The sequence below is a fragment of the Novipirellula galeiformis genome (assembly GCF_007860095.1).
Classification (GTDB): domain Bacteria; phylum Planctomycetota; class Planctomycetia; order Pirellulales; family Pirellulaceae; genus Novipirellula; species Novipirellula galeiformis.
Genome location: NZ_SJPT01000003.1, coordinates 328,734 through 348,537, shown reverse-complemented (window position 1 = coordinate 348,537; position 19,804 = coordinate 328,734). Strand labels below are relative to the sequence as shown.

Annotated in this window: 16 protein-coding genes; 5 read left to right on the top strand and 11 right to left on the bottom strand. The window is 55.8% G+C overall.

Annotated elements, in window-relative coordinates:
* The first annotated feature begins 149 nt into the window (after positions 1-149).
* The 3 genes from Pla52o_RS09500 to thiS all read left to right on the top strand — a co-directional run bounded on the left by Pla52o_RS09500 (position 150) and on the right by thiS (position 2,359).
* Positions 150-581 (top strand): hypothetical protein, encoded by a 432-nt coding sequence (locus Pla52o_RS09500; RefSeq protein ID WP_146594372.1) that lies wholly within the window; start codon positions 150-152, stop codon positions 579-581.
* A 577-nt stretch (positions 582-1,158) separates the two neighbouring features.
* Entirely contained in the window at positions 1,159-2,154 is a 996-nt protein-coding gene (locus Pla52o_RS09495) for a sugar phosphate isomerase/epimerase family protein (protein WP_146594371.1), read from the top strand.
* A 1-nt stretch (position 2,155) separates the two neighbouring features.
* Positions 2,156-2,359 (top strand): sulfur carrier protein ThiS, encoded by a 204-nt coding sequence (gene thiS / locus Pla52o_RS09490; RefSeq protein ID WP_146594370.1) that lies wholly within the window; start codon positions 2,156-2,158, stop codon positions 2,357-2,359.
* A 124-nt stretch (positions 2,360-2,483) separates the two neighbouring features.
* On the opposite strand, the gene Pla52o_RS09485 is transcribed toward thiS, so the two are convergent.
* The 7 genes from Pla52o_RS09485 to Pla52o_RS09450 all read right to left on the bottom strand — a co-directional run bounded on the left by Pla52o_RS09485 (position 2,484) and on the right by Pla52o_RS09450 (position 10,706).
* Positions 2,484-3,863: an FAD:protein FMN transferase gene (locus Pla52o_RS09485; protein WP_231612215.1), complete on the bottom strand. Its 1,380-nt coding sequence runs from the start codon at positions 3,861-3,863 to the stop codon at positions 2,484-2,486.
* A 92-nt stretch (positions 3,864-3,955) separates the two neighbouring features.
* The gene (gene nqrF / locus Pla52o_RS09480) at positions 3,956-5,179 is read right to left on the bottom strand and encodes an NADH:ubiquinone reductase (Na(+)-transporting) subunit F (protein ID WP_146594369.1); all 1,224 of its coding nucleotides are present in this window, start codon (positions 5,177-5,179) and stop codon (positions 3,956-3,958) included.
* A gap of 79 nt (positions 5,180-5,258) precedes the next feature.
* Positions 5,259-5,894, bottom strand: a complete 636-nt coding sequence (gene nqrE / locus Pla52o_RS09475; protein WP_146594368.1) for an NADH:ubiquinone reductase (Na(+)-transporting) subunit E — start codon at positions 5,892-5,894, stop codon at positions 5,259-5,261.
* A gap of 4 nt (positions 5,895-5,898) precedes the next feature.
* Positions 5,899-6,525 carry an NADH:ubiquinone reductase (Na(+)-transporting) subunit D gene (locus Pla52o_RS09470; protein WP_146594367.1) on the bottom strand — a complete coding sequence of 209 codons (627 nt, stop codon included), beginning with the start codon at positions 6,523-6,525 and terminating at the stop codon, positions 5,899-5,901.
* Between the two features lie 2 nt (positions 6,526-6,527).
* On the bottom strand, positions 6,528-7,949 hold the full coding sequence (locus Pla52o_RS26800) for a Na(+)-translocating NADH-quinone reductase subunit C (RefSeq protein WP_197169128.1): 1,422 nt from the start codon (positions 7,947-7,949) through the stop codon (positions 6,528-6,530).
* Positions 7,936-9,231 (bottom strand): NADH:ubiquinone reductase (Na(+)-transporting) subunit B, encoded by a 1,296-nt coding sequence (locus Pla52o_RS09455; RefSeq protein WP_146594366.1) that lies wholly within the window; start codon positions 9,229-9,231, stop codon positions 7,936-7,938. The genes Pla52o_RS26800 and Pla52o_RS09455 overlap by 14 nt, the downstream gene beginning before the upstream one ends.
* A 128-nt stretch (positions 9,232-9,359) precedes the next feature.
* Positions 9,360-10,706, bottom strand: coding sequence for a Na(+)-translocating NADH-quinone reductase subunit A (locus Pla52o_RS09450; protein WP_146594365.1), 1,347 nt, complete (start codon positions 10,704-10,706; stop codon positions 9,360-9,362).
* Positions 10,707-11,409: 703 nt separating this feature from the next.
* On the opposite strand from Pla52o_RS09450, the gene typA reads away from it, so the two are divergent.
* Positions 11,410-13,254 carry a translational GTPase TypA gene (typA, locus tag Pla52o_RS09445; RefSeq protein ID WP_261343344.1) on the top strand — a complete coding sequence of 615 codons (1,845 nt, stop codon included), beginning with the start codon at positions 11,410-11,412 and terminating at the stop codon, positions 13,252-13,254.
* A 99-nt stretch (positions 13,255-13,353) separates the two neighbouring features.
* Here typA and Pla52o_RS09440 read toward each other — a convergent pair whose 3' ends face one another.
* The 3 genes from Pla52o_RS09440 to Pla52o_RS09430 form a co-directional block, all read right to left on the bottom strand.
* Positions 13,354-14,154 carry a phytanoyl-CoA dioxygenase family protein gene (locus Pla52o_RS09440; RefSeq protein WP_146594363.1) on the bottom strand — a complete coding sequence of 267 codons (801 nt, stop codon included), beginning with the start codon at positions 14,152-14,154 and terminating at the stop codon, positions 13,354-13,356.
* Between the two features lie 295 nt (positions 14,155-14,449).
* Positions 14,450-15,394 carry a RadC family protein gene (radC, locus tag Pla52o_RS09435; RefSeq protein WP_146594362.1) on the bottom strand — a complete coding sequence of 315 codons (945 nt, stop codon included), beginning with the start codon at positions 15,392-15,394 and terminating at the stop codon, positions 14,450-14,452.
* A gap of 312 nt (positions 15,395-15,706) precedes the next feature.
* Positions 15,707-16,285 (bottom strand): hypothetical protein, encoded by a 579-nt coding sequence (locus Pla52o_RS09430; protein ID WP_146594361.1) that lies wholly within the window; start codon positions 16,283-16,285, stop codon positions 15,707-15,709.
* 292 nt (positions 16,286-16,577) lie between these two features.
* On the opposite strand from Pla52o_RS09430, the gene aroB reads away from it, so the two are divergent.
* Positions 16,578-17,711, top strand: coding sequence for a 3-dehydroquinate synthase (gene aroB, locus Pla52o_RS09425; protein ID WP_146594360.1), 1,134 nt, complete (start codon positions 16,578-16,580; stop codon positions 17,709-17,711).
* A gap of 179 nt (positions 17,712-17,890) precedes the next feature.
* Here the strand turns inward: aroB and Pla52o_RS09420 are convergent, their stop codons facing one another.
* Positions 17,891-19,804, bottom strand: coding sequence for a DNA gyrase/topoisomerase IV subunit B (locus Pla52o_RS09420; protein WP_146594359.1), 1,914 nt, complete (start codon positions 19,802-19,804; stop codon positions 17,891-17,893).

The window sequence follows — 19,804 nt, the reverse complement described above, 5'->3', positions numbered from 1 at the left end:
ACCGCAACCTTAAAGCAACTTTTGCGCCGGACGTGCCAGTCCGTTTGCGTCGAGGGAAATTTGTAGCCGAAATGCAAGCTTCCCGACGCTTCGCAGAGAAGCTCGGTTGGGCCGCTTCCGCCACACCCCACTGATTTCGTTGATGTATCATGCCCGCGTACCGCGCCAAACGCATTGAGAAACCGAGCTCCATCGAGCGGATTCGTCTCGGTTGGGGGCACGATTGGTCGGCGTGTAACGCCCCTGTTACAAGGCTGAACTCGCCGGGGGCCGCCGCTAAGAAGACGGTTCGCGTCGACGCTTCGCATCATCTGTCCACCGAGCCGGCCGCGACCAACTCTGGCAATTCCTGGTTAGGGCTCCAAGCCGCTGACTTGGTTGAGCGTCTGCAGCGATGGGAGGCAGACCTCGATGCTCGTGAAGCTCAATTGAATGCTCGCACGGCGTTTCAAGAGCACCTCGAGCGGCAATTCAGATTCCAACGGCAATCGGCGATGACCGATTTGGCCGAGCAAACGCGATCGATTGAGCAAATCCAAGCCGAGCTCAAGATCCAAGCTCGACGGCTTGCGTTTGAATGACACCTGACCGCTACTCACATGAACGCCCAATGCCATCGATTTGGATAGTGGAACGGCACGAGCGGTCGGGTTGTAACGCGTAAAACATTCGAAATTGACTGGCTGGATTGACTGGGCGGATTGCGCCGCTCCGCTACAAGCACCACTCGGATCGTGTCAACGTAGATGACCTAGGGCTGGCGGCTTGCCGCTCACAAATGAAATGCCCAACCGGTTCATTTGCCGGCCCAGCAGCGAACGGTGATGATGACCAAATCAACACGCGGCTAGAGTGCTGAGTTGAACTTGGTGCAGACGGCTGGGGCGTTGGGGCAATCGCAGCTGATGCTCTTGTTTCACTGATACGGAATGCGTTCAACGACGCCTCGTTTTTTGTTCATGGTGTCGATTGACTTGCACGGATTGCCCCATGCCGCTGCAATACTTGGAATGGTTGAGGTTTTCCGCCGCCACCGCGCACCATCGGTCGCCGGATCCCTCTATAATCCGGTCTCGAAATCACGACGACACGTTGGTTCCACCTGAGTGCCGCTACGATCGTTAACCTTGATCCCCCTCTTTACGGAGAATCTTCGCGATGGCTCGACCCGTTACGCTTTTCACCGGCCAATGGGCCGACCTGCCGATTGCTGAATTGGCTCGCATGACCGCCGAATTTGGTTACGACGGTATCGAATTAGCGTGCTGGGGGGATCACTTCGAAGTGGACCGCGCGATCGCCGAAGACGACTATTGTGACAAGCAACGCAAATTGCTCGACGATGCGGGGCTGCAATGCCACGCCATCAGCGGCCATTTGGTCGGTCAAGCGGTGTTGGACAACATCGACGCCCGTCACAAATCGATTTTGCCTGAGTACGTTTGGGGTGATGGAGATCCCGCGGGCGTGAACCAGCGAGCGGCCGAAGAGTTAATGAATACCGCGCGTGCCGCTCAGAAATTTGGGGTCGGTGTCGTCAACGGGTTCACCGGTAGCAGCATTTGGCATCTGCTGTATTCCTTCCCGCCCGTTCCACCGAGCATGATTGATGACGGTTTCGCATTGCTGGCCGAGCGATTCAATCCGATTCTCGATGTCTTCGCTGAATGTGGGGTGAACTTCGCCTTGGAAGTGCATCCGACCGAAATTGCCTTCGATATTCACACCGCAGCTCGCGCACTCGAGGCGCTCGACCATCGCAAAGAGTTTGGTTTCAATTTCGATCCCAGCCACTTGATTTGGCAGGGCATCGATCCGGTTCAATTCATTCGTGCGTTCCCCGACCGCATCTATCACGTGCATATCAAAGATGCGATTGTGACGCTCGACGGTCGCAGCGGCATTAATTGCAGCCATTTGAACTTCGGCGATTCGCGACGTGGTTGGGACTTCCGCAGTCCCGGCCGAGGTGGCGTGAACTTTGAAGAGATCATTCGTGCCCTCAACGAAATCGAGTACACCGGTCCACTTTCCATTGAATGGGAAGATTCCGGAATGGAGCGAACCTTCGGAGCCAAGGAAGCGTGTGCGTTCACGAAGAAACTTGATTTTTCACCTAGCACCGTCGCCTTTGACGCGGCATTTGATGAGTAAAATGATCCAGATTAAAGTCAACGGCGAACGCGTCGAAATCGAATCGGCGATGAGTGTGGAGCGTTTGCTGAACACCGTTGAGGTGCCAGCAAACTACTTGGCTGTGGAGATCAACGCCGACGTCGTGCCCCGCGAAGACTACCCATCGACCCTCGTCAACGATGGGGACGAAGTGGAAGTGGTCACGTTGGTGGGCGGCGGTTGATCCGTCCTCGGCGACGGAGGAAGGATTGCCTCGGTGGCGAAGATAAAGCCTCCGTGGCGAAGATGAAAAACGCGCGAGGCACTCCTCGCGTTGGTGCCCCACCGGCGGGAAGCCGGGCGACGCGCTAAGCGTCTTTTTTCATCTGCTCGCGGAGTTCTTGGCAGGCGTCCGAAGGATTGCTGCACAGCGAACAACTGACGCTGCCGTCGTCATTTTTCTTCCCCGCCAAGCCACCGCACGAACCGCTGATCGATTTACGTCCGAAGATCACTCCGATTGCCATCGCGCTCAAGATGATTCCAAATCCGATCAACGTGATGATCAAGGTGGGAAGCATTTTGGCAAAGAACGTCGCCTCTTCGCTGGCGTGTGCCGCGTCGCCCGGCTGAGCGGCTTGGTGGGTTTGAGTCTGGGCCGCATGCGGTTCAAGTTTCGGATCCGTCGCGTATTGCGCGAGCGTTCCCGTCCCGAGCCGCGTGAATTCGTTTCCACGGTGGCGGATCAATAGAATGTCCAAGCCTTCAGCAGCCGCGATTTTCGCCCCTTGCTCCGCTCCGAGCACATTGATCGCGGTGGCCCACCCGTCTGCTTCCATACACGTCGGAGCGATCACCGACACGGAGGCGAGATCGTGGTCGATCGGACGCCCGCTGCGCGGATCGAGGGTGTGGGAATAGCGTTTTCCATCCACTTCAAAAAAGATCCGGTAATCACCCGACGTCGCCATCGCTTGGTTTTCGATGGGGTGAGCAGCGGCCAGCGGCGTCTCGTTGGTTCCTGATTGCTCGATCCTCGGGTCCTGGATTCCGACCTTCCAAGGTTGGTCGCCTTTCTTGCCCGTCACCCGCACTTCGCCTCCGATTTCGACAAAGACGTTTTTGGCACCATGACGCTCGAGCAACGCGATGACGCGGTCGACGCCGTGTCCTTTGGCGATGGACGAGAGGTCTACTTTCAATGAGGACGTCGATTTCTTCAATGCGGGCGGTTCGATTCGCACCGCTAGCTTTTCGTAACCGACCGATTCACGAAGCGTCGCGATCGTTTCGTCACTGGGGACAGTGTTTGTTTTTGCATCCGGTCCGAAGCTCCACGCATTGACCAACGGGCCGACGGTGACGTCAAACGCACCGTTGGTTGCTTTGGAAATTCGTAGTGCGGCGTCAACGACCAACGCGGTCTCCGCACTGACGTCAAACCAATCGGTTGATTCCGAAGCGTTGAATCGGCTGATCTCGGACGACTTCAAATAGGTCGACATTTGATCGTTTACCGATCGCAGTTCCGCATCGATCTCGATGTCGATGCCATCCGCGAGTTTCGGAGGATCGTAGACTTTGACCATGTAGGTTGTCCCCATGGTCTGGCCGCGAAACTCGCGAATCTCGGCGCCGTCCTGAGCCACCGCGGGAGAGCCGGCGAGCCACAGCAGAGCGGCAGCAAAAGAAAACGCAGCGAACGGGATCATTCGCTGCGTTGTCGTTGTGAACGTGGATCGGTTCATGAGGGGAGTTCGCAGTTAACTTGTCGCGGGAGAGGCGGCTGGTTTCGCGAAGGCTCGCGATCATCCAACCGCCTTAAACCAACACCGGATACTTAGCCGCCGAAGTCATCGTAGGCGATGTTTTCCGGCTCGACGCCAAGGTCATCTAGCATCTTAAAGACCGCTTGGTTCATCATCGGTGGCCCACAGATGTAGTACTCAATATCTTCCGGAGCCGGATGATCTTTCAAGTAGTTCTCGAGCAGCACTTGATGGATGAAGCCTTTGTAGCCCGTCCAGTTGTCGCTGGGCAACGGCTCGGACAATGCGATGTTGAACTTGAAGTTCGGGAACTGCTCTTCGATCTTGCGGAAATGATCGACGTAGAACAACTCGCGACTGCTTCGACCGCCGTACCAATAGGATACCTTGCGATCGGTTTTACCGCGTTTGAACAATTCGAAAATGTGACTACGAAGCGGAGCCATTCCGGCACCGCCCCCGATGTAGATCATTTCAGCCTTGGAGTCTTTGATGAAGAACTCACCGTACGGGCCGCTGATCGTCGCCTTGTCACCTGGCTTCAAATTGAAGATGTAACTACTCATTTGGCCGGGCGGGGTACCTTCGGGAGCGCGTGGTGGCGGCGATGCGACACGCACGTTCAGCATGATGATGCCCTGTTCGCCGGGATAGTTGGCCATCGAGTAAGCACGCACGACGGGCTCTTCGACCTTGGACACATAACGCCAAACGTTGAACTTGTCCCAGTCTTCGTGGAAGCGTTCGTCGATGTCGAAGTCTTTATAGTTGACCACGTGCGGTGGGCATTCGATTTGAATGTATCCACCTGCTTTGAAGTCGACCTCTTCACCGGCGGGCAATTCGAGTACCAATTCCTTGATAAAGGTCGCAACGTTGTTGTTGCTGCGAACGGTGCATTCCCATTTCTTGGTCTCGAACGCTTCGGCAGGGACCTCCACAACCATGTCTTGCTTGACAGCGACTTGGCAAGAAAGACGCTCGCCTTCGGCGGCTTCTTTCTTGTTGATGTGCCCTTTCTCGGTGGCCAGAATCTCTCCGCCACCGGACTCGACTTTGACCTTGCACTGGGCACACGTTCCACCGCCACCACAGGCGCTTGAAACGAACACGCCTGCATCGGCGAGGGCCCCGAGCAGCTTGCCGCCGGCAGGGACTTCAATTTCTTTTTGGTTATTGATTCTGATCTTCACCGGGCCTGAAGCGACTAACACGCTCTTGGCTGCGAGAATGATCAAAACAAGTGCGACGACGACGACGGTAAACATCGCGACGCCAAGTAGGACGGTTTCCATAACTACAAACTCATCAGAAGTTCGATGATTTAATTAAAAAAACGCGATGGCCGATCCGGGGGCCATCGCACCAGGCTCGCTACAGCTGAATACCGCTGAACGACATAAACGCTAACGCCATCAAGCCCACCGTAATGAAGGTGATTCCAAGACCACGCAGCGGCGGAGGCACATCACTGTACTTCATCTTCTCGCGAATCCCGGCCAACGCCGCGATCGCCAATGCCCATCCAACGCCACATCCGACGCCGAAGAAGCACGATTCGACAAAGTCGTACTTGCGTTGTTCCATGAACAACGAGGCACCCAAAATGGCACAGTTCACGGTGATCAAAGGCAAGAAAATTCCCAACGCGTTGTAGAGCGGCGGGAAGAACTTGTCGAGCGTCATCTCGAGAATCTGAACCATCGCCGCGATCACACCGATGTAACTGATGAATCCGAGGAACGACAAGTCAACCGTCGAAAAATCGATCGTCGACGTGCTGATCAAACTGTTCGCCCAGACGAGAGCTCCCTTCTTCAGAAAGCACGAGTAGATCACTTGGTTCGCTGGCACCGTGATCGCCTGGATGACAATCACCGCAACGCCAAGACCCAATGCGGTTTTGACATTTTTGCTGATCGCCAAGAACGTACACATCCCCAGAAAGAATGCGAGTGCGAGGTTCTCGACAAAAATCGATTTGAGCAGAATGCTAAGGTAATGTTCCATTGAATTAAGCCTCTTCGATTTGTTCAGGCTTCCAGGCGCGGATGATCCAGATCAGAAAGCCAATCAAGAAAAACGCACTGGGCGGTAAAAGCATCAAGTTGTTCGGGTTGTACCAACCGCCGTTACGAGTCAATTGCATCAACTCATAACCGAAGATCGATCCACTACCAAACAGCTCGCGGAAAAAAGCGACGAAAAGCAGCACCATGCCGTACCCGAGTCCGTTGCCGACTCCGTCGATAAAACTGATGCCCGGTTTATTCTTCATCGCAAAGCCTTCGGCACGTCCCATCACGATACAGTTCGTGATGATCAGACCGACGAAGACCGACAATTGCTTGCTGATGTCAAACATGTATGCCTTGAGCAACTGGTCAACCACGATCACCAGCGATGCGATCACCGTCATTTGAACGATGATGCGGATGCTGCCGGGGATGTAGTGGCGGATTGCACTGACTGCGGCGTTGCTGAACGCGGTCACAGCGATGACCGCGATCGCCATCACGACGGATGTTTCCATCTTCGTCGTGACTGCCAAGGCGCTACAAATCCCCAGGATTTGTAATGCGATCGGGTTGTCATCGAGGATCGGTCCGAAAAGGACGTTTTTAACTTTGGGGGATGCCATCTTTATTCGTCTCCCTCTTTGGGTTCGCCAACGCTAGGTTCCGGGCTTGGTTCATCACTCGCCTCGGGCTTGTCTTCGGCCTCAGGCTTCTCTTCAGCCTTCGGTTTGTCGTCAGCCTCAGGTTTATCATCGGCCTTGGGCTTGTCTTCGGACTTAGGCTTCTCTTCAGCCTTCGGTTTGTCGTCCGTTTTGGGTTGAGGCTTCTCGGCCTCTGCCTTCTTCGGCTCTTCCTTCATCTCGGGCTTCGCTTCCGCCTTTGACTCAGGCTTTGACTCGGGCTTTGACTCGGGCTTTGACTCGGGCTTTGACTCGGGCTTTGACTCGGGCTTTGGCTCAGGCTTTGGCTCAGGCTTTGGCTCAGGCTTTGGCTCAGGCTTTGACTCGGGCTTTGACTCGGGCTTTGACTCGGGCTTTGACTCAGGCTTTGGCTCGGGCTTTGGCTCGGGCTTTGGCTCAGGCTTTGGCTCAGGCTTTGGCTCAGGCTTTGGCTCGGGCTTTGGCTCTTCCTTCATCTCTGGCTCGGGCTTCTTCTCTTCGGCTGCGGCAGCTTTGGGCTCTACAGCCTTGGTTACCGCTTTCTGAGGTTTGGCTGCTTCGCTGGGGGTAGCTTGGGGGGAATCTTGATTGCCAAGTTCGCTCTTTAGTTTTTCCAGGAAGTGGCCGTAGCCTTCGTCGCTGGCCCAGTAACGGATCAGGTTGGTGACGCCACGACTGGTGATGGTTGCTCCGGAGAGTCCATCGACCGCGTAGGGATTACCGTCGGGCGCGGGGCCTTTGTAAACCTCTGCCATGGGGACGCCGTTCTCATCAAACAGCTGTTGCCCAGGCCATTGTGCTTTCCAGCTGGGGTTGTCGACCTCACCACCGAGACCGGGGGTTTCACCGTGCTCGTAGAAGGTCACTCCTTGAATGGTTTGCAAATCGTTTTTGAGTGCCAAGTATCCATAAAGGGTCGACCACAATCCTTTGCCGTAGACTGGCAACACGACTTGTCGAATCTTTTCTTCGCCTGGGTTGCGGACGAAGTAAACCTTGGCAACTTTTTCGCGACGTTGCTCCCCAAGGTCGTATTGGGGGTTTTCGATCTTGATGCTCTGGTCGGCCTTATCAACCGCTTCGCGAGGATCGTACGCTTCGATATCTAAGTCGGTGTTGTAATCGCCGGTTTCGAGATCGACCAGCTTTTCGCTCACGCGACTGTACAGATCGGCAACCTGTTCGCGAGACAACTCGCTAGCCTGTTTACCGAACTCGCCCATCGACAGACCGGCTGCATCGAGAATGTTTCGCTGGCGATCGAGCCGCTTATTCTCTTCTTGCAACGGTCGTAGCTTGACCGCAGCAAAGCTGACGGCCAACGAACAGACGACACATAGGACCGCGGCAACGCCGACGGTGTAGAAAACTGAATCACGTTGTTGCATAGCGTGCGAGCCTCCGTCGGACGTTAGCTTGAACTACAAAGTAATCGATCAACGGTGCAAAAACGTTGCCGAACAAAATCGCCAGCATGATCCCTTCGGGGAATGCCGGGTTAATCACGCGGATTAACACGGTCATGAACCCAATCAATCCGCCGTATATCCACTTGCCTTTATCGGTCATCGATGCACTGACGGGGTCAGTGGCCATGTAGACCAATCCGAACGCCAAGCCTCCGACGACGAGATGCCAATAGAAAGGCACTGCCATCATCGCGTTGGTTTCGGTTGCCACGCCGTTGAGTAGCGATGCGGTTGCAATCACTCCCAAAAGAACCCCGGCCATCACCTTCCAAGAACCGATGCCCGCAGCGATGAGCATTGCCGCACCGACGATGCACAGTAGCGTGCTCGTTTCACCGACACAGCCTTGAATGGTACCCAAGAATGCGCTCATCCAAGTGATCGCCCCCTCTTCGTTCCAGCTGTATTGGATATGGCTTAGCGATGCGATCGCAGGATTCGCGATCGCTGCACCGGCTTCGGCGTTGGGTGCCGCCGTGGCGTTGGCCATTTGCCCCAGCGCCGTGGCGCCGCTGAATCCATCGGCGGCGGTCCAGACTTTGTCGCCGCTGATTTCACCGGCGTAGGCAAAGTACAAGAATGCGCGACTGGTCAAAGCGACGTTTAAGAAGTTTCGTCCGGTACCCCCGAACACTTCCTTGGCCACGATGACGCCAAAGGCAATTCCTAACGCTACCTGCCAGAGCGGAATCGTGGGGGGCAGCGTGAGGGGAAACAATAATCCGGTGACGAGGAAACCCTCGTTAATCTCGTGTCCGCGTAGCACGCTGAACACCATCTCGATGTGTCCACCGACAAACATGCAAACGATGTAGATCGGTAAAAAGTGAATGGCACCGAGGACAAAATTGTCTGCGTGGCTCGTCGGGTCGTTGGTAAAACCGATCGCGTGATGGATCGTATAGTGCCAATCACCGACGTGATCGATGCCTGCGGTCGCCATCGCCTGTACGGCACTGTTTGCTTGGTAACCCACATTCCACATGCCGAACAACGTCACCGGGACCAATGCCATCACGACCGTGATCATCATCCGTTTCAGGTCGATGGCATCACGTACGTGGGTTTGGCCCTTGGCGGTTTCGCCAGGCGTGTACAGAAACGTATCTAACGCTTCGTAAATGGGATACGCAATCTCCAATGCTCCACCCTTGGCAAACAAGGGGTGGACTTTGTCAAGCGCGTCTCGAAGTGCTTTCATAAGTGTGTTCCCAGTGGTTGGGATGTAAATTCAATGAACGGGGGTGTCGGCGAATCGCGATAAAGTGAGCTCGGTTTCCCGATCGGTGGAGAGAAACAGGACAGGCGCTGAGCGGCCTGTACTGCGAATTAACCTTCTCGCTCGATCGTCGCCAAGCTTTCGCGTAAAAGCGAGCTGTATTCGTATTTGCCGGGGCAAACAAAGGTGCACAACGCCAAATCTTCTTCCTCGAGCTCTAGTGCACCAAGTTGTTGAGCTTCATCGGTGTCGCGATAAATCAGCGAACGCAAAAGTTGAGTTGGCAAAATATCTAGCGGCATCACTTGCTCGTACGTGCCCAATGGCACCATGGCGCGTTCGCTGCCATGAGTGGTGGTGGTCATGGCGAACTTTTTGCCAGGCATCGCAGCCGAGGCATAGACGCGGGTGACCGAAAACTTGTCGAGTCCAGGGCCCTGCCAGCCCAGGAACTCTCGCTGGTTGCCTTCGGCCAAAACCGAAATTTGATTGTGGTAGCGTCCCAGGTACCCATGGGTGCCTGTGGCGGTGCGGCCGTTAAGCACCGAACCCGATACCACACGGGGTGTCACGTCATCGACGAGCTCGCCCGCGGATAATTCAGCGACGTCGGCACCCAAGCGGGTCTCGATCAATCGAGGTTGCTTGACCAGCGGTCCAGCCAACGAGATCACGCGGCGAACGTCCAACGTGCCGGTTTGCCAGAGCGAACCGATGGCACAGACGTCTTGGTAATTGATGTACCACACCGTCTTGGTCGGCCCGACGGGGTCGAGAAAGTGGATGTGGGTGCCGACTAGCCCAGCGGGGTGCGGTCCTGCGAAGCTTTCCACCTGAACCCCGTTGGTCGAGGAGCCAGGAATCTCGGCGCCCTCGCCCTTGCAAACAAACACTTTTCCGTCGGTCAATTGCTTCAACGCAACCAAGCCCAGCGAAAACTGCTCTTTGCGACTCGCGATTGCGACAACGGGATCAGCCGCTAGCGGATTGGTATCAATCGCTTGAACGAAAATCGAACTCGGTTTGGTACCGGGAACAGGCACCTTGCCAAACGGGCGGGTGCGGAGCGCGGTCCACAAACCACTCTCGAGCAAATGCGCTTCGACACGATCGCGACCGAGCGATGCTGGGTCGGATCCGCGAACGCCCTCGTACTCGACTCGCTCGTCTCCGTCGACTTCGATCACCAGCGACTCGAACTTGCGTTTGGCACCGCGGTTGAGCTGGGTCACTTTACCCGAGGCCGGAGCGACATAGATGACGCCCGGTGTCTTTTTGTCTTCGAACACCGGTTGGCCTTGGCGAACGATGTCGCCCTCGCCGACCAACATCGTGGGCTTCATGCCAACATAGTCGTCGCCGAGGAGTGCAACGTGACGGACGTGTTTGGCAACTTCGATGTGTTGCTCAGGAACGCCCGTGATGGGCAGATCCAAACCTTGTTTGATCGTTGTCATTGTGTTTGAAGTGCGGATGACGAATGACGAATCAGCCCCATGCGATAGCTCACCCTCTCGAAACGAAACCTCCCGCAGACCCATGGACGCGATGCCCTTTGCGGGGGGATTGCGGGTCGGCATGGCCGAAGTCGGATCGCCCGAACGCACCACTGTGAGAGCGAAACCGTCGGTCGCATACCGCTTTGTGAAAAATTTCACAAAGTAGATTCGATTCAATGCTCGCGGTGGAAGACAGGATTCAACCGCGAGCGAGATCGGTGCGAAGCGTCGTGCTACAGCGATAATTCGAGCAGGCAGAGCTACCAAGGGGATGGTAGAACTTTTGCGGCTTTAAATATTACACAGCGAGCGAAAACTGGCAACGCCATACCGATCGAGATGCTGCGAGATCGGTGGCGATTTTGACAACGCCGCCCGCTCTTCCCGTAATTGTGCCACAAGGGGGCGCTGTTGGAGGCAAGAATCTTACCACTCGACGGGGCACCCCTGCATCTGTTTTGATAAGGGGAGAAGTGTTTATTGTGATAAGTACGAACGCCCTGGCTTTCCGCCGAGGGCGAGCGCCGTAGATCAGGTGAGAAGCCGAGGCAACGGTCACAATCGCATGCCTTGCAATAGACACATTGCGTCGATCGGCGAAACCGAAAATGACTGTTTCCAACCGAAATCGAAGTCATCCCAGCCGAACACGACTCATCGCCTGCCCGCTTTTCACCAACGTACGAAGATCAATCCTTTGCGCCGAAACGACATCCGCAACGTAGTCATTATTGCCCACGTTGACCATGGAAAAACAACTCTAGTTGATTGCCTCTTGCAGCAATGTGGTCAGTACCGCGAAAGCGAAGCAAAGGTGGATCGCGTCCTCGATTCGAACGATATCGAGCGAGAGCGGGGGATCACCATTCTCTCGAAGAACATCACGGTGAACTACCGTGGAGTCAAAATCAATTTGATTGACACGCCTGGTCACGCGGACTTTGGTGGCGAAGTCGAGCGGGTTGTGAAGATGGCCGATGGTGCGTTGGTGTTGGTCGACTCGGCCGAGGGCCCGATGCCGCAAACACGCTTCGTTCTGGAAAAAGCCTTGCAGGCCGGCGTACGACCGATCGTGGTGGTCAACAAGGTCGACCGCCCCGATGGCCGTCCCCACGAGGCGCTCGATGAGGCGCTTGAACTGCTTGCTGAGCTTGGGGGAGAGGAGCAGCTCGATGATGCCTCCTACGTGTTCGCCAGCTCGCGTGAGGGCTTTGCGACGCCGGATCCCGATACGCCGTCCACCGACATGCGTCCGCTGTTGGATTTGTTGGTCGATTCGTTGCCAGGGCCTGAAGTCGAACCCGAGGCGCCGCTGCAGATGATGGTGACGACGCTCGATTGGAGCGAGTATGTGGGGCGGATCGCGGTAGGACGCATTACCGCTGGCACACTGAAGGCTGGTCAAACGGTCGATCTGCATCAAAAAACAGGGATCTCGAAACAGAAAGTCGGAGGGCTTTTCGTGTTTGAGAAGCTCGGCCGTATGGCCGCCGAATCGGTCGAGGCGGGAGACATCGTTGCTGTTGAAGGAATCGGCGATGTGGAGATCGGTGATACGATCTCGGCCGTCGATGCGAACAATGCGATGCCTCGCTTGACCGTCGACGAACCGACGCTGGAAATGGTGTTCTCGGTGAACTCGTCCCCGATGGTGGGCCGTGAAGGAAAGTACGTTACCACGCGACAATTGAAGAGCCGACTCGAAAAAGAGCTCGAACGCAACGTGGCCTTGCGAGTGGAGATGGTGGAAGGCGCCGAGGCGTATGCCGTTAAAGGTCGCGGCGTTTTGCACTTGGCCGTCTTGATCGAAACGATGCGACGCGAAGGCTTTGAACTGAGCGTGGGCAAACCACGCGTGATCTTCAAAGAAATCAACGGCAAAAAGCATGAGCCGTTTGAAACATTGCGTGTGGAAGTGCCCACCGAATCGATGGGCCCCGTGATGGAGCTGGTGGGCAATCGTCGCGGCACGCTCGAAGAGCTTGAGCAGCGGGGCGAATACAGTTTGCTGCGATTTTTGATCCCATCGCGTGGTTTGATCGGGTTGCGCACCCGATTGCTCAATGCCACGCGTGGCACCGCGATCATTCACCATCGTTTTGAAAGCTATCGCCCGATCGAGGGGGAGCTTCCACGACGTGCCAACGGGGTTTTGGTCTCGATGACGAGTGGCAAAACGATGCCACACGCAATGTTCCTGCTGCAAGATCGTAGCGAATTGATCGTGCCGGCTGGGATTGAAGTTTACGAAGGCATGATCGTTGGCGAGAACGCGCGAGAGAACGACATGATCGTCAATCCATGCCGCGAGAAGAAATTGACGAACGTTCGCGCCTCCGGTAGCGACGACAACGTTATCTTGAAACCGTCCCGAACGCTGTCGCTCGAAGCGGCACTCGAATACATCGAGGAAGACGAGCTCGTCGAAGTCACGCCCGAGAACATTCGCTTGCGAAAGATCTTGCTGACCGAATCGGCTCGACGTCGCCAAGGCCGCAGCGCCTAACGACTCGCAACTCAGACGCTCGCATCGCAACTGCGGAGCGAAACTCGCCGAGAGTTTCGCTCCGGACAGGTTTGCGATTCTCGTAGGGACGTTTGATCGCTAGTAGGGTTTGTCAAAAGAGGCGGGGAGCGTTTCGATTTGCATAAAGCGAATCACGGCGGTCACGCGTGGACGCGGCGAGCGATTGGAGTTCGAACGATGGATCAAGTGGCGATCGAACATCACGAGGTCCCCTGGATCCGCTTCGAACAAGACTTCGGTGAATTCGCGTTCGAGTGCCTCGATTCCCTGCGGTACTAAGGTGGTCGCGCCGTTTTCGTGATTCTTCATTTTGATGAATGGAAGCTTGCCCTTGGTGTGGCTGCCGCTGAGAACGCTCATCGAACCATTTTCTCGAGTCGCACGCTCAAAGATCGGCAGGCAAAAGTTGATCCCTTTGCCATCGAAGACATCATAGGTGCTCTCTTGGTGCCATCCCCAAGTTAAACGCGTCGAGTCGGGGATACAGAAAATGATGTGCGAATCGACATCAATCAAGACGCCCGAATCCTGGGGGATCAAGCTGGTCACCAGCTCGCGACAGCGCTCACGCAAGCGGTTCATCGCGGCGGTTTGATGGCTGACCTTGTAGACGTTGTGGAGCGCCTTGTCATCCTCGCGATTCAATCGGATGCATGCGTCAAAGAGGTTTTCGCCGGGCAGCGAATCGTTGGCGATTAACGTGGCGATCGCATGGCGAATGTCATCGATCGCCGCACTATCGATGACTTGCTCGAGCACGAGAAAGCCGTCTCGCTCATAACTCGCTCGTTGGCCCGCCGTGATTTTCGATTCGACGCTGCATGCGGCGTTGACAATGGAATCAAAGTGATCGGGGATCGCATCAATTTGTCGGTCCATGAAACTACCCAGGGAAAGAAGGTGATCGAAAGAGGCTTGAGCCCGCAATGGATGCTTTAATTAGACACCCACTAGAGGGGCTGCGGTGAGGTTTGATTGTCGGAATTCGCAAAATTTCAACGGACCTCAATCGCAGCGGCCCCCGTTCGGTTTAGCCGACCGTTCGGTTTAGCCGACCGTTGGGTTTAGCCGGCCGTTCGGTTTGGCCCCGTTCGGTTTGGCCCCGTTGGGTTTAGCCCCGTTCGCTATATCGAGTCGCAAATCTCGATCGGGGACAGTCGCAAGAGTTCGATGCTTAGCTAGCTTCGCGAATGCTCAAACATCGCTGGCTTGCCACAATGATGTGGTCCAGCACCGTGATTCCGAGCAACTTGCCCGCTTCGGTCAAGCGTTCGGTGACCTGGATGTCTTCGCGGCTGGGCGTCGGGTCCCCGCTGGGGTGATTGTGGACCAGTAACACGGCCGAAGCGGCATCGCGAATCGCTGGCCGAAACACTTCGCGTGGATGGACTAAACTTGCATCGAGGGTGCCCACGGTGATTTGGTGCGTGCGAATGGGTTGGTGCTTGGTATCGAGGGAAACGATGTGGAATTCTTCCTGAACCGCATCGGTGGCCAATCTGGCAAATTCGGCGGTGCAGTACTCGATAGCGGATTGGGTGCTGGTGATTTTGATTTTATCCTGTCGATTGTCTCCCTCGGCTGCTGCGACGCGTCGCCCCAATTCAATGCCCGCCATGATTTGCGCATAGCTGGCTCGATTGATTGTCCGAGTGATCTCGCGGAGTTCGTCTCGGTCACAGCGAGGCAACTTTTCTAATCGGGCTGCAAAGCGATTGCCGATTCGATTGCCACCGACGATCGCCGACTCGTTGCGAATTCCCACCCGGATCAAGATCGCCAACAGGTCGCCGTTACTGAGCGACGCCGCCCCGTCGCGAATCAATCGCTCACGGGGCCGTTCTTCGACCGGCGTTTCAGTGATTTGCACCCCATGGATCTGTTGATCGATCCACTTTTCCGGTTGGAACCGTTCCGGTTCACACCATCGAAACCGATGCTGATCGTTGACGATAACCTGTTGAAGGATCCCTCCACGGACAAGCGCTTTGAGTGTCGAGGTGACATAGGCCGGCTTCGCTTGCTCGCAAACAGCCTTGGCTTGATCCGCAGAAAACTCATCGAGTGACGTCAGTGGCTGAACCACTTGCGACAATCGGGTGCGACGATCGGCAGACATAGAATCGACCTTGCTGAGGTACCAGAAAAGGATCGATTCCTATCGTAGCATGACGCCCATGGCATGGTGGGAAATACAAGGAAGCATGGGCCAGGATCACCGTTTGCTCCTCGTCCAGCCGTGCGGCGCCCTTCTGAAGTGGGGCAATTGCCGTTTTTTCCCGCAAATCCATAACCCGACGCGTAAACGAGGGACCGTCAAACGCAATATTCTCTTGCTAACGCCTCGGGGGATGAAAAACGAAGCGTCGGGTGATGAAACAGACGCAATTTGCAAAACCTGCCCTTTGGGCTGACCGACGAAACCGGCTCGCTATTCACGAAAATCGTAGCGTTTTTGCTCGGCATGCATGACCGTCGTGAGGAAATTCTTGAGTTTGGGGCGAGTGTGTTCATTCATGCGAACGCTTTTGGCTCCGTCGGCGGTGCCGATCCAGCCGCTATTTAGATCAAAATCTAATTCGACCGTACCAACCCGTTTGGCAGTCGGGTCGGTCAAGCGAAAACGAATCCGATTCGCGTCGTCTTGCTCGTCCGCCCCGAGCCGCTCGCCAATCGGACCGGTCGCCTTCGTTGACCAATCGTAATTGCGGTCGTCCAAAAGGGCTTGTCGTAACAAACCCAACCCAGGCATCGCGGTTAAATTGATCGGTTCATTTCGCTCGGCGTCCAACGAAACCAGCTCAAACCGTTCGCCGATTTGCAGGGCCGTGATCGTATCTTGGCCCCAGAATTCGGTGCTTTTCTCGATCTTTGTGCGTCGGCCCACGATGCTAACGTAGGCACCAATGATGGCTAGAACGATGACGGCAACGCCAAGCAGCACGCCACGCCGAGTGATCCGAGCTCGGGGGTCGTTGTATTTGTCGTCGTGTGATATTTCAGATGCCAAAAAATGTCTCGCGTCGGAGGGGTCGGTTTACTAGGGGGGCGTGGGTGAGATAGGCTTCGCTGCGGTATCGGTTCCCCCGATCACCGCCACGTTGTGGTGGTTCGTTTTGATTTTGGGATTCAGGTAAAGGGATTCTGTCAGCGAGAAACGCATATCGGCGAGACATTATTTCTCGGCTCCTCTGGCGAGCATCCTGTGTCTCAAACTAGCTGTACCCGCTTCGTGCTGTAAACTACCGTCAAACGACACCACGTTCAGCCACGCATCTATATCTTACGCCTAGAGTCCTTCCATGCTATCGGGTTCAAACCGCAACGACATTCTCTCGGTCGAGGTTCCACTGGGGGACCGCAGTTACCAAATTGAAATCGGCCCTGACCAAATCGATACCTTTAGCCAAACCGTGCTGAGCACGATGTCGGATTTGACGCACGTGTTGGTGATCGCCGACGCGGCGATCCAAGAGCCATGGGCAAACCGTTTGATTCACTCGCTTTCGACCTCGTTGCGAGACGACGCAACGCCGCTGCGAGTCAGTTCGATTTCGGTGCCTTCAGGCGAAACGAGTAAATCGATCTCGCAATTAAGCGAATTGTGGCAATGGATGCTTGATAGCTCGACCGATCGTCGCAGTGTTGTGATTGCGGTTGGTGGCGGAGTGGTGGGAGACTTGGCGGGATTTGCGGCGGCTTCGTTCACACGCGGGATCCGCTTTGTTCAAGTTCCTACCACATTGTTAGCCATGGTCGATAGCAGCGTGGGAGGCAAGACGGGCATCAATCTTCCCACGTCAAAAAACATGATCGGGGCGTTTTGGCAGCCCTCCTTAGTGGTGATCGATACCGATGTGTTATCCACGCTTCCCGAACGCGCTTATTTGAGCGGGTTGGCCGAAGTGATTAAGTACGGTGTGATCGATGACGCCGAGTTCTTCGCGTGGTTAGAAGCGAACGCCTCGGGATTGGTCGCACGCGATGATGGGACGGTTCGGGCGGCGATCGCGGAAAGTTGTCAATCCAAGGCTCGCGTGGTCGGTGAAGACGAACGAGAAACGAGCGGCCGTCGAGCGATCTTGAACTACGGGCATACGTTTGCCCATGCCATCGAAGCGACCGTCGGGTATGGCCAACTCCTGCACGGCGAAGCGGTTTCGATCGGGATGCAGATGGCGGCCAACATGGCGGTCGATCTCGGGATCTGCGAGCCCACGTTGCTGCCACGGCAAACCGAACTGATTCAGGCGTGCGGGTTACCCACGACGTTTCCCGAAGCGAACGCCGAGGCGATGTTGCCCGTGATGCAGCGAGACAAGAAGGTTTCGCACGGCAAGTTGCGATTCATCTTGCCCGAGCGGATTGGCAGCGTTCGCTTGGTCGGCGACATCGATCCGTCGAGCGTCGTCAAGGCGATCGAGTCCTGTCGCTAGTGCCATTTGACGAATGACGTGGGGGGCCAAGCCGTAGCAGCGTTCGCGAGAACGCGGTCCACCGGCTGGCGCCGTCGCGACATCCGTTTGACGCCATCGCTACATCGAAATTAAAAATGCTCGAGTGCGGCGTGTTGTTGGCTTCGCATCGCTGGCGGCGCCCCAGGTCCGGTGTCGGATTAGACGTCAATTTCTTCGGCGTCTTCGGCTCGTTCCATAATAAAGCGGAAACGGGCCGACGCATCACGCCCCATCAAATCGCTAATCACACGATCGGTTTCCAAATGATCGTCGACTTCGACCTTTAACAAACGCCGCGTCTTGGGATTCAAGGTTGTTTCCCAGAGCACCTTGGGCATCATCTCGCCGAGTCCTTTGAAACGCGTGATCTCCGGCTTCGCTCGTTTGCCATGCTCGGCCAAAATTTGTTCACGATGTTCTTCGTCATTGGCCCAATAGGTCTGTTTGCCGATATCGATTCGGTACAGCGGGGGGACGGCAATGAATAGATGGCCGTCGGCAATCAAGGCGGGCATATGTCGATAAAAGAACGTCAACAGCAGCGTCGTGATGTGATGTCCATCGGAGTCCGCATCGGCGAGCAAGATAATCTTTTGGTAGCGGAGCGTTGACAGGTTGATGTTCGGTCCGATGCCACATCCAAGCGACGCAATCATGTCTTGGATTTCTTTGTTCTCGATGATCTTCTTTAGCGTCGCACTCTCGGTGTTGAGCACCTTTCCTCGCAGCGGCAGGATCGCTTGGTTGTTTCGGTCTCGCCCCTGTTTCGCACTGCCGCCTGCGGAGTCGCCTTCGACGATAAACAGTTCGGAATTTGATTTGCCGTTAGCCAAGCAATCGCTCAGTTTTCCGGGGAGCATGGTTCGCTTGGCGCCCCCTTTTCGCGAGACCGCATCGGACGCGGCGCGGGAGGCCGCACGCGCTCGCGCGGCCGCGATGATCCGGGCGATCACCGAATCGGCCAACGAGCGATTGTTATTCATCCATTGCTCGAGCGCCGGACGTGTGGAGGCTTCGACCAACGGTTGGACTTCGGCGTTGTTGAGCCGATCTTTGGTTTGTCCTTGAAATTGTGGTTCGGCAATGAAGATCGAAAGAATCGCGACCATGCCTTCGCGAATGTCTTCGTGAGAAATCTTCACGCCACGCGGGGTCAAGCTATGCGTGTCGATGTAATTGCGGACCGCTTTATTGAGCCCACTGCGGAAACCGTTTTCGTGGGTGCCGCCACTGCCGGTGGGAATGCCGTTGACGTAGCTGCGGACATGTTCGTCGGTCGATTCCGTCCACTGCAGCGTCAGCTCCATGCGAATATCATCGTCCTTTCGCAGCGTGAACGGGGTGTCATGGATCGGTCGTGCCGAGCGATCTTTGAGCACCTTGGCGAGATAATCGACGATCCCTTGTTCATGCAGGTACGTGACCTTGGTGTTGGCCGACTCATCGATATAGGTGACTTTCACCCCCCGATGCAGAAAGCTCACCGTTTCCAAGCGAGTACGAATCGTTTCGCTATCGAAATCGATCTTGGGAAAAATCGTTGGGTCGGGATGGAAGGTGATCGTGGTACCGGTGCCGCGAACAGCTCCCTTCAATTTTTGCAGCTTCGTTTTCGCGATCCCGCGCTCAAACATCATGCGGTATTGAGCGCCATCACGCCGCACCACGGCGGTGAGTTCTTTGGACAAGGCGTTGACGACCGAAGCCCCCACGCCGTGCAAACCGCCCGCGGTTTTGTAGTTGCCGCCATCGAATTTTCCACCGGCGTGCAGTACCGTCAGCACCATTTCGAGTGCCGGTTTTTTCGTTTTGGGATGCTTGTCGACCGGGATCCCACGGCCGTTGTCGCTGACCGTGATACTCGAGCCGTCTTTGTGCAGCGTGACGGTAATCTCGGTGGCGTGACCGTTCATCGCTTCGTCAACGGAGTTGTCCACGACTTCCCAAATCAAATGGTGAAGTCCGGCCATTCCCACGCCGCCGATGTACATGCCGGGGCGTTTGCGAACAGGATCGAGACCTTCGAGGGCAACGATATCTTTCGCACTGTAAGTTTTTGTCGCAGTACTCAT